Below are 10,134 nucleotides of genomic sequence, written 5' to 3' on the forward strand. Positions count from 1 at the left end.
AGCAGCCGGCACGCCGCCGGTCCTCGGTAGTGGCCCCCGGACATCGACCCGGGAGCTTCGATCGAAGACCGGCCCGCCCCCACACCGCTTCTCCCGCACCGTCCCCGGGCCACACGGGCCCGCCGGACGCAAAGACGAAACGTAGGAGAAACCGCTAGTGGAGAACGAGACCCACTACGCCGAGGCCGTCATCGACAACGGCGCCTTCGGCACCCGCACCATCCGCTTCGAGACGGGCCGCCTGGCCCGCCAGGCCGCCGGCTCCGCCGTCGCCTACCTGGACGACGACACCATGGTGCTCTCCGCGACCACCGCGTCGAAGAAGCCCAAGGACCAGCTCGACTTCTTCCCCCTCACGGTGGACGTCGAGGAGCGGATGTACGCCGCCGGCAAGATCCCCGGCTCCTTCTTCCGCCGCGAGGGCCGCCCCTCCGAGGACGCGATCCTCACCTGCCGCCTGATCGACCGCCCGCTGCGCCCGTCCTTCAAGAAGGGCCTGCGCAACGAGATCCAGATCGTCGAGACGATCATGGCGCTCAACCCCGATCACCTCTACGACGTGATCGCGATCAACGCCGCCTCCTGCTCCACGCAGCTGGCCGGCCTGCCCTTCTCCGGCCCGATCGGCGGCACCCGTGTCGCCCTGATCAAGGGCCAGTGGGTCGCGTTCCCGACGCACACCGAGCTCGAGGACGCCGTCTTCGACATGGTCGTCGCCGGTCGCGTCCTGGAGGACGGCGACGTCGCGATCATGATGGTCGAGGCCGAGGCCACCGACCGGACCATCGAGCTCGTCAAGGGCGGCGTCGAGGCGCCGACCGAGGAGGTCGTGGCCGCCGGTCTCGAGGCCGCCAAGCCCTTCATCAAGGTCCTGTGCAAGGCCCAGGCCGACCTCGCCGCCAAGGCCGCGAAGCCCGAGGGCGAGTTCCCGATCTTCCTCGACTACGAGGACGACGTCTACGCCGCCCTCTCCGACGCCGTCCGCGGCGAGCTCGCCCAGGCGCTCACCATCGCCGGCAAGCAGGAGCGCGAGGCCGAGCTGGACCGCGTCAAGGTCCTCGCGGGCGAGAAGCTCCTCCCGGCCTTCGAGGGCCGCGAGAAGGAGATCTCCGCCGCCTACCGCAGCCTGACCAAGGCCCTGGTGCGCGAGCGCGTCATCAAGGACAAGGTCCGCATCGACGGCCGCGGCGTCACGGACATCCGTACGCTCGCCGCCGAGGTCGAGGCCATCCCGCGCGTGCACGGCTCCGCCCTGTTCGAGCGTGGCGAGACCCAGATCCTGGGCGTCACCACCCTCAACATGCTCCGCATGGAGCAGCAGCTGGACACCCTCTCCCCGGTGACCCGCAAGCGCTACATGCACAACTACAACTTCCCGCCGTACTCCACCGGCGAGACCGGCCGCGTCGGCTCCCCGAAGCGCCGCGAGATCGGCCACGGCGCCCTCGCCGAGCGCGCCCTCGTCCCGGTCCTGCCGACCCGCGAGGAGTTCCCGTACGCGATCCGCCAGGTGTCCGAGGCCCTCGGCTCCAACGGCTCGACGTCCATGGGCTCGGTCTGCGCCTCCACCATGTCGCTGCTGAACGCCGGTGTGCCGCTCAAGGCCCCGGTCGCCGGTATCGCCATGGGTCTGATCTCCCAGGAGATCGACGGCGAGACGCACTACGTCACCCTCACCGACATCCTCGGTGCGGAGGACGCCTTCGGCGACATGGACTTCAAGGTCGCCGGTACGAAGGAGTTCGTCACCGCCCTCCAGCTCGACACCAAGCTGGACGGCATCCCGGCCTCCGTCCTGGCCGCGGCCCTCAAGCAGGCCCGCGACGCCCGCCTCCACATCCTCGACGTGATGATGGAAGCGATCGACACGCCGGACGAGATGTCCCCGAACGCCCCGCGGATCATCACCGTCAAGATCCCCGTGGACAAGATCGGCGAGGTCATCGGCCCCAAGGGCAAGATGATCAACCAGATCCAGGAGGACACCGGCGCCGAGATCACGATCGAGGACGACGGCACCATCTACATCGGTGCCGCCGACGGCCCGGCCGCCGAGGCCGCCCGCGCCACGATCAACGGCATCGCCAACCCGACCATGCCGGAGGTCGGCGAGCGCTACCTGGGCACGGTCGTCAAGACCACCACCTTCGGTGCCTTCGTCTCCCTGCTCCCGGGCAAGGACGGCCTGCTGCACATCTCGCAGATCCGCAAGCTCGCCGGTGGCAAGCGCGTGGAGAACGTCGAGGACGTGCTCGCGATCGGCTCCAAGGTCCAGGTCGAGATCGCCGAGATCGACCAGCGCGGCAAGCTCTCCCTCATCCCCGTGATCGAGGGCGAGACTGCATCCGACAGCGGCTCCGCCGCGGTGAAGAAGGACGACACCGACCAGTGACGTCCCGCAGTTCCGTGACGACGGCCCGCCCCTCTTCGGAGGGGCGGGCCGTCGCCCGTACCCAAACACTGCTCAAGGGCAGGGACGGCATCGGCACCGTCCGCCGCACCACCCTCCCCGGCGGCCTCCGCATCGTCACCGAGACTCTCCCCTCGGTGCGCTCCGCGACCTTCGGCATCTGGGCGCACGTCGGCTCCAGGGACGAGACACCGGCGCTCAACGGCGCCACCCACTACCTGGAGCACCTCCTCTTCAAGGGCACCAAGCAGCGCTCCGCCCTCGACATCTCCGCCGCGATCGACGCGGTCGGCGGCGAGATGAACGCCTTCACGGCGAAGGAGTACACCTGCTACTACGCCCGGGTCCTGGACACCGACCTGCCGCTGGCGATCGACGTCGTCTGCGACATGCTCACGGGCTCGCTCATCCTCGAGGACGACGTCAACGTCGAGCGCGGGGCGATCCTCGAAGAGATCGCCATGACCGAGGACGACCCGGGCGACGTGGTGCACGACCTGTTCGCCCGCACCATGTTCGGCGACACCCCGCTCGGCCGCCCCGTCCTCGGCACGGTCGACACCGTCAGCGCCCTGGACCGCGACCAGATCGCCCGCTTCTACAAGAAGCACTACGACCCCACCCACCTGGTCGTCGCGGCCGCGGGCAACATCGACCACGCCACCGTCGTACGACAGGTCCGCCGCGCCTTCGAACGCGCCGGCGCCCTCGGCCGGGACCACGCCGCGCCGATCGCCCCGCGCGACGGCCGGCGCACCATCCGTACCGCGGGCAGGGTCGAGCTGCTCGGCCGCAAGACCGAGCAGGCGCACGTGGTCCTCGGCATGCCGGGCCTGGCCCGCACCGACGAGCGCCGCTGGGCCCTCGGCGTGCTGAACACCGCGCTCGGCGGCGGCATGTCCTCCCGCCTCTTCCAGGAGGTACGGGAGAAGCGCGGCCTGGCCTACAGCGTGTACTCGTACACCTCGGGCTTCGCCGACTGCGGCCTGTTCGGCGTGTACGCGGGCTGCCGGCCCGCCCAGATCCACGACGTGCTGAAGATCTGCCGCGACGAGCTCCACAAGGTCGCCGCCGACGGACTCACCGACGAGGAGATCGCCCGCGCCATCGGCCAGCTCTCCGGCTCCACCGTCCTCGGCCTGGAGGACACGGGCGCGCTGATGAACCGCATCGGCAAGAGCGAGCTGTGCTGGGGCGAGCAGATGTCGGTCGACGACATGCTGACCCGGATCGCCGCCGTCACCCCCGACGACGTACGGGAGGTGGCGCGCGATGTACTGGAGCAGCGGCCCTCGCTCTCGGTGATAGGCCCGCTGAAGGACAAGCAGGCGAACCGCCTCCATGAAGCGGTCGCCTGACCGAACGAGTTCGCACGAGTTCACTGAGAGAAGAGAGCAATGAGCAAGCTGCGCGTGGCGGTCCTCGGAGCCCAGGGCCGGATCGGCTCCGAGGCGGTCAGGGCGGTCGAGGCCGCCGAGGACATGGAACTGGTCGCGGCCCTCGGCCGCGGCGACAAGCTGGAGACGCTCGTCGAGGCGGACGCCCAGGTCGTCGTCGAGCTGACCACCCCCGGCTCGGTCATGGGGAACCTCGACTTCTGCGTGCGCCACGGCATCCACGCGGTCGTCGGCACCACCGGCTGGACCGAGGAGCGCCTCGCGCAGCTGCGGGACTGGCTCGCCCAGTTCCCGCAGACGGGCGTCCTGATCGCCCCGAACTTCTCCATCGGCGCGGTCCTCACCATGAAGTTCGCGCAGATCGCGGCGCCGTACTTCGAGTCGGTCGAGGTCGTCGAGCTCCACCACCCGAACAAGGTCGACGCCCCCTCGGGCACGGCCACCCGTACGGCGCAGCTGATCGCCGCCGCCCGCGCCGAGGCCGGTCTCGGCCCCCAGCCGGACGCCACCACGACCGCCCTGGAAGGGGCGCGCGGTGCGAACGTGGACGGCGTCCCGGTGCATGCCGTACGCCTCCGGGGCCTGCTCGCCCACCAGGAGGTGCTGCTCGGTGGCGAGGGCGAGACCCTCACCGTGCGGCACGACTCGCTGCACCACTCCAGCTTCATGCCGGGCATCCTGCTGGCCACCCGCCGCGTGACCACCGTCCCGGGCCTCACCTTCGGCCTGGAACACTTCCTGGACCTGGGCTGACGGTCATGGGCGGAAAGATCACGTACGTCTTCCTCTCCACCGTCCTCGTCCTGGTCTTCGGGGTGGTGGCGATGGAGGGCGTCCTGCTGCTGCTCACCGGGGAACCGGCGGCGATGGGCATGGGCGCCATAGCGTTCCTGCTGCCGGTCGTCGGCGGCTGGTTCCTGTGGCAGAACACCCGCTTCGCGCGCCGCGCCAACCGGCTGGCCGAGGAGCTGGAGGCCGAGGGCGGCCTGCCGGTGGACGAGCTGAAGCGCACCCAGGGCGGCCGGATCGACCGCGACTCGGCCGACGAGGTGTTCGCCCGCCGCAAGGCCGAGACGGAGGACGCGCCGGACGACTGGCGCAGCTGGTTCCGCCTCGCGGTCGCCTACCGCGACGCCCGCGACACCCCGCGCGCCCGCAAGGCGATGCAGCGCGCGATCGCGCTGCACGAGGCGGGAACGGCGTAGGGGGCGGGGGCGATTCGCCCGTGCCCCCGTCAGGGGCGCGGGGCTGTGACACCTACGGCTCCGCCGTGCGAGCGCGACCAGCCACACGCACCCGCAGGCGGCGTCCTACCGCGCGTCCGCGTACTCCGCGTTCCAGGCCTCGACGGTGTCCGCGGCGCGGTCGAAGGCCTCGACGCGGGAGAGGAAGTCGGCGTTGTGGTCGGTGAGCAGCGCGGTCTGCTCGCCGTTCTGGCGTACGAGGATCAGGGCCTGGCCCTGGACGGTGCGGGGGAGGCCGAGCCAGCGCACCGGCTGCTGGACGGTGCGCACGCCGTTCGCCTGCCGCCAGGACAGGGTGCTCGTGGTGAGGAAGCGGACGTGCCGCAGGCCGGCCCGGCTGACCCAGACGCCCATCCGGAGCATGCGCAGCGCGGAGGCGATGATCAGCGCGGCGAAGCCGAAGGTGAACATCGCCCCGCCGGACTCCCCGGCCGCGGCGATGATCACGGCCGCCAGCAGCACGAACGAAGCGAGCAGCAGCGCGAGCGCGGCGAGCCCTACCCGCCACGGTCCCGGCCGGTACGGCCGGCGCCACTGGTCGTGGTCGGCGAACGGCAGCGCGATGTCCTCGTCCGCGTCAAACGCGCGGTCGGCCGTCAGAAAGGGCAGGGGCACGACAGGTCCTCACTCACAAGCACGTTCGGTGGCTGTGCCCGGTGAGGCTACCTCAGCGGCCGTCGGATGCCTCGGACTGATGCCGATGACCGCCGGCGTCCCCGGCGCCGAGGGCGGGCATGCCGAAGACGAGCGAGCCGACCAGGCCGGCGACGAGGGTCAGCCCGAGCAGGCCGCGGCCGAGCCACTGGGCCGCGGTGAGACGTTCCTTCGGCGGGGGCGTGACGTTACTGCGGAAGTGGTCGGACTCCGCGACGAACGCGAACGGTACGGCCTCTCGCATGGGGGTACCTCCCGGCGAAGCCAGGGGGAGCGACATCTGGGGCCACTCTCCTCTGGGCGGTGGTGCTCGGGTGTGTCACCGGTACAGACGAGCGAACGGGCGCTTTGGTGCCGATTTTTCATCAAAGCGGCCGAATCTCATCCTTGAGAGGGAGATGGATAGAGTGGGCGACTGCAACGAGCCCCGCCGGGAAGGACCGCTGGTGACCGACACCTCCACCGAGCACGACGCGAAGATCGACCTCCGGAGCGACGTCACCGTCGAACTGGTCAGGAGCGCCGCCGCCGACTCCGACGTCCTCTGGGCGGCGCGCGTGTCCACGGCCGGCGAGCAGTCCCTCGAAGAGCTCCAGAAGGACCCGGAGCGTTCCAAGGGCCTGATCAACTACCTGATGCGGGACCGCCACGGCAGCCCCTTCGAGCACAACTCGATGACCTTCTTCATCAGCGCCCCGATCTTCGTGTTCCGCGAGTTCATGCGGCACCGGGTGGGCTGGTCGTACAACGAGGAATCGGGCCGCTACAGGGAGCTCCAGCCGGTCTTCTACGTGCCGGACGCGTCCCGCAAGCTGGTCCAGGAGGGCCGCCCGGGCAAGTACGTGTTCGTCGAGGGCACCCAGGCGCAGCACGAGCTGACCGGCCGCGCCATGGAGGACTCGTACCGCCAGGCGTACGCCACGTACCAGGAGATGCTGGCCGCCGGCGTGGCCCGCGAGGTCGCCCGTTCGGTCCTCCCGGTCGGTCTCTACTCCTCGATGTACGCCACCTGCAACGCGCGCTCGCTGATGCACTTCCTCGGTCTGCGCACCCAGCACGAGCTGGCCGCGGTGCCGTCCTTCCCGCAGCGGGAGATCGAGATGGTGGGCGAGAAGATGGAGGAGCACTGGGCCCGGCTGATGCCGCTGACCCACGCCGCCTTCAACAAGAACGGCCGGGTCGCGCCGTAGCGCACGCTCCGGAGGGGGCGCACGCCGGGGGCGCACATAAGTACGAACATCCCCTGCGAAGTGTCCGTATTGCGACGTTTCGTGAAGTTCATCTAGGCTGATCAAACGGACCCGGCACTGCTTGAACCCCCGAGCAGGCAGTGCCGGGCTCCTCTTATCGCGTCCCCCGAGGGGACTCCCGGCGCTGAGCAGCGAGTAGCGTGTTACCCATGGCTCCGATCTCCACTCCGCAGACCCCCTTCGGGCGGGTCCTCACCGCCATGGTCACGCCCTTCACGGCGGACGGCGCACTCGACCTCGACGGCGCCCAGCGACTCGCCACCCACCTGGTCGACGCAGGCAACGACGGCCTGATCGTCAACGGCACCACCGGCGAGTCCCCGACCACCACCGACGCGGAGAAATCGCAGCTCGTACGGGCCGTACTGGAGGCGGTCGGCGACCGTGCCCATGTCGTCGCCGGCATCGGAACCAACGACACGCACCACACCCTCGAGCTCGCCCGCGCCGCCGAGCGCGACGGCGCACACGGCCTGCTCGCGGTCACGCCGTACTACAACAAGCCCCCGCAGGAGGGCCTGTACCGGCACTTCTCGGCCATCGCCGACGCCACCGAGCTCCCGGTGATGCTCTACGACATCCCCGGCCGCAGCGGCGTCCCGATCGACACCGAGACCATCGTCCGGCTCGCCGAGCACCCCCGGATCGTCGCCAACAAGGACGCCAAGGGCGACCTCGGCCGCGCCAGCTGGGCCATCGCGCGAAGCGGCCTCGCCTGGTACTCGGGCGACGACATGCTCAACCTGCCGCTGCTCTCCGTGGGCGCCTGCGGCTTCGTCTCCGTCGTCGGCCACGTCGTCGCCCCCGAGTTGCGCGCCATGCTCGACGCCTACCTCTCCGGCGACGTCCAGAAGGCCACCGAGATCCACCAGCGGCTGCTCCCGGTCTTCACCGGCATGTTCCGCGCCCAGGGCGTCATGACCACCAAGGCCGCCCTCGCCCTCCAGGGCCTCCCGGCCGGCCCCCTGCGCCTGCCGCTCGTCGAGCTCTCCGCCGAGGAGACCGCTCAGCTCAAGGTCGATCTGACCGCCGGCGGGGTACAGCTCTGACAACAGACTTCACAACCGAAGATCCGTAACTGAACACGCGCAACTGAACACGCTGTAACTGAACACTCATAACCAAAGACAACAGCAAGTGCACGAATGTCATGCGCGCCACGTGCCCGAGCGGTACGTGGCGCGTGTGGTGAGGAGAGACTTTTGAGCCATCCGCATCCCGAACTCGGCGCCCCGCCGAAGCTCCCCAAGGGCGGCCTTCGCGTCACCCCGCTCGGCGGGCTCGGTGAGATCGGCCGGAACATGACGGTCTTCGAGTACGACGGCCGTCTGCTGATCGTCGACTGCGGCGTCCTCTTCCCCGAGGAGGAGCAGCCCGGCGTCGACCTGATCCTGCCGGACTTCACCACCATCCAGGACCGCCTCGACGACATCGTCGGCATCGTCCTGACCCACGGCCACGAGGACCACATCGGTGGCGTGCCGTACCTGCTCCGCCTGAAGCAGGACATCCCGCTCATCGGCTCCAAGCTGACCCTCGCCCTGATCGAGGCCAAGCTCCAGGAGCACCGCATCCGCCCCTACACCCTTGAGGTGGCCGAGGGGCACCGCGAGCGGTTCGGCCCCTTCGACTGCGAGTTCGTCGCCGTCAACCACTCCATCCCCGACGCCCTGGCCGTCGCCATCCGCACCCCCGCGGGCATGGCCGTCCACACCGGCGACTTCAAGATGGACCAGCTCCCGCTGGACAACCGCCTCACCGACCTGCACGCCTTCGCGCGGCTGAGCGAGGAGGGCATCGACCTCCTGCTCACCGACTCGACGAACGCCGAGGTCCCGGGCTTCACCCCGCACGAGCGCGACATCTCCAACGTCCTGCGGAACGTCTTCGCGAACGCCCAGAAGCGCATCATCGTGGCCAGCTTCGCCAGCCACGTGCACCGCATCCAGCAGATCCTGGACGCCGCCCACGAGTACGGGCGCCGCGTCGCCTTCGTCGGCCGCTCCATGGTCCGCAACATGGGCATCGCCCGCGACCTCGGCTATCTGCGGGTCCCCGCCGGCCTCGTCGTGGACGTGAAGACGCTCGACGACCTCCCGGACGACGAGGTCGTGCTCGTCTGTACGGGTTCCCAGGGCGAGCCCATGGCCGCGCTGTCCCGGATGGCCAACCGCGACCACCAGATCCGGATCGTCCCCGGCGACACCGTGATCCTGGCGTCGTCCCTCATCCCGGGCAACGAGAACGCGGTCTACCGCGTGATCAACGGCCTGACCCGCTGGGGCGCCAACGTCGTCCACAAGGGCAACGCCAAGGTCCACGTCTCGGGCCACGCCTCCGCCGGCGAGCTGCTGTACTTCTACAACATCTGCCGGCCGAAGAACCTGATGCCGGTCCACGGCGAATGGCGCCACCTGCGCGCCAACGCCGAACTCGGCGCCATGACGGGCATCCCGAAGGACCACATCGTCATCGCCGAGGACGGCGTCGTCGTCGACCTGGTCGACGGCCGCGCCCGCATCACCGGCAAGGTCCAGGCGGGTTACGTGTACGTGGACGGCCTCTCGGTCGGCGACGTCACCGAGAGCTCCCTCAAGGACCGCCGCATCCTCGGCGAGGAGGGCATCATCTCGGTCTTCGTGGTGGTGGACTCCTCCACCGGCAAGATCGTCGGCGGCCCGAACGTCCACGCCCGCGGCTCCGGCATCGAGGACTCCGCCTTCGACGCGGTGCTCCCCAAGATCGACCAGGCGCTGAACAAGTCCGCCCAGGACGGCGTGGTCGAGCCGCACCAGATCCAGCAGCTCATCCGCCGCACGGTCGGCAAGTGGGTCTCCGACACCTACCGCCGGCGCCCGATGATCCTCCCGGTGGTCGTGGAGGTCTGACGGTCACCCCTTCGGGTGGGATCGAACACGGAGCGGGGCGCCTCGATTTGCATCGGGGCGCCCCGCTCCAGTACGTTTACGGCTCCGCCAGCGGGGAACCAGCGAGCGCCGACGTGCGCCCGTGAAGGGGAACCGGGGGCGGGAAAACCGACTCAGAACTTCTGATAAAGTCGGCACCGCCGGAAGGGCCCGGAAAGACGAAAGTCGAAAAGGGACCGGAAAGCACCGAGGAAATCGGATCGGAAAGATCTGATAGAGTCGGAAACGCAAGAACGAAGGAAGCGCCCGGAG

9 protein-coding genes are annotated in these 10,134 nt (G+C 69.7%); 7 read left to right on the top strand and 2 right to left on the bottom strand.

The features are described from left to right. The first annotated feature begins 157 nt into the window (after positions 1 to 157). The 4 genes from AB0C73_RS33620 to AB0C73_RS33635 are packed head-to-tail and all read left to right on the top strand — an operon-like array spanning position 158 to position 5,012. Positions 158 to 2,392: a polyribonucleotide nucleotidyltransferase gene (locus AB0C73_RS33620; protein ID WP_362537297.1), complete on the top strand. Its 2,235-nt coding sequence runs from the start codon at positions 158 to 160 to the stop codon at positions 2,390 to 2,392. Further along, a complete protein-coding gene (locus AB0C73_RS33625; protein WP_362537299.1) occupies positions 2,389 to 3,768 on the top strand; it encodes a pitrilysin family protein in 1,380 nt (459 codons plus the stop codon). Before AB0C73_RS33620 ends, AB0C73_RS33625 begins: the two co-directional genes overlap by 4 nt. Positions 3,769 to 3,807: 39 nt before the next feature. Continuing rightward, complete coding sequence (gene dapB / locus AB0C73_RS33630; protein WP_362537301.1) at positions 3,808 to 4,560, top strand: 4-hydroxy-tetrahydrodipicolinate reductase; 753 nt, start codon at positions 3,808 to 3,810, stop codon at positions 4,558 to 4,560. 5 nt (positions 4,561 to 4,565) lie between these two features. Continuing rightward, complete coding sequence (locus AB0C73_RS33635) at positions 4,566 to 5,012, top strand: hypothetical protein (protein WP_362537303.1); 447 nt, start codon at positions 4,566 to 4,568, stop codon at positions 5,010 to 5,012. 105 nt (positions 5,013 to 5,117) lie between these two features. Here AB0C73_RS33635 and AB0C73_RS33640 read toward each other — a convergent pair whose 3' ends face one another. Then, positions 5,118 to 5,666 (bottom strand): hypothetical protein, encoded by a 549-nt coding sequence (locus AB0C73_RS33640; protein WP_362537305.1) that lies wholly within the window; start codon positions 5,664 to 5,666, stop codon positions 5,118 to 5,120. Between the two features lie 52 nt (positions 5,667 to 5,718). Then, complete coding sequence (locus tag AB0C73_RS33645; RefSeq protein ID WP_362537306.1) at positions 5,719 to 5,949, bottom strand: hypothetical protein; 231 nt, start codon at positions 5,947 to 5,949, stop codon at positions 5,719 to 5,721. Positions 5,950 to 6,151: 202 nt separating this feature from the next. Between AB0C73_RS33645 and thyX the strand changes: the two genes are divergently transcribed. The 3 genes from thyX (at position 6,152) to AB0C73_RS33660 (ending at position 9,843) form a co-directional block, all read left to right on the top strand. Continuing rightward, positions 6,152 to 6,895, top strand: a complete 744-nt coding sequence (gene thyX / locus AB0C73_RS33650) for an FAD-dependent thymidylate synthase (RefSeq protein ID WP_362537308.1) — start codon at positions 6,152 to 6,154, stop codon at positions 6,893 to 6,895. A gap of 209 nt (positions 6,896 to 7,104) precedes the next feature. Further along, positions 7,105 to 8,004 carry a 4-hydroxy-tetrahydrodipicolinate synthase gene (gene dapA / locus AB0C73_RS33655; protein ID WP_362537310.1) on the top strand — a complete coding sequence of 300 codons (900 nt, stop codon included), beginning with the start codon at positions 7,105 to 7,107 and terminating at the stop codon, positions 8,002 to 8,004. A 153-nt stretch (positions 8,005 to 8,157) separates the two neighbouring features. Then, positions 8,158 to 9,843 carry a ribonuclease J gene (locus tag AB0C73_RS33660; RefSeq protein ID WP_362537312.1) on the top strand — a complete coding sequence of 562 codons (1,686 nt, stop codon included), beginning with the start codon at positions 8,158 to 8,160 and terminating at the stop codon, positions 9,841 to 9,843. Positions 9,844 to 10,134 lie beyond the last annotated feature (291 nt).

It is taken from the genome of Streptomyces sp. NPDC048623 (genome assembly GCF_040650755.1).
Taxonomy (GTDB): Bacteria; Actinomycetota; Actinomycetes; order Streptomycetales; family Streptomycetaceae; genus Streptomyces.

What these genes read in the sequence shown, in the direction of transcription:
- dapB (WP_362537301.1), top strand. Translation starts at nt 3,808, where the DNA reads ATGAGCAAGCTGCGCGTGGCGGTCCTCGGAGCCCAGGGCCGGATCGGC.
- AB0C73_RS33635 (WP_362537303.1), top strand. Translation starts at nt 4,566, where the DNA reads ATGGGCGGAAAGATCACGTACGTCTTCCTCTCCACCGTCCTCGTCCTG.
- AB0C73_RS33645 (WP_362537306.1), bottom strand. Translation starts at nt 5,949, where the DNA reads ATGCGAGAGGCCGTACCGTTCGCGTTCGTCGCGGAGTCCGACCACTTC.
- dapA (WP_362537310.1), top strand. Translation starts at nt 7,105, where the DNA reads ATGGCTCCGATCTCCACTCCGCAGACCCCCTTCGGGCGGGTCCTCACC.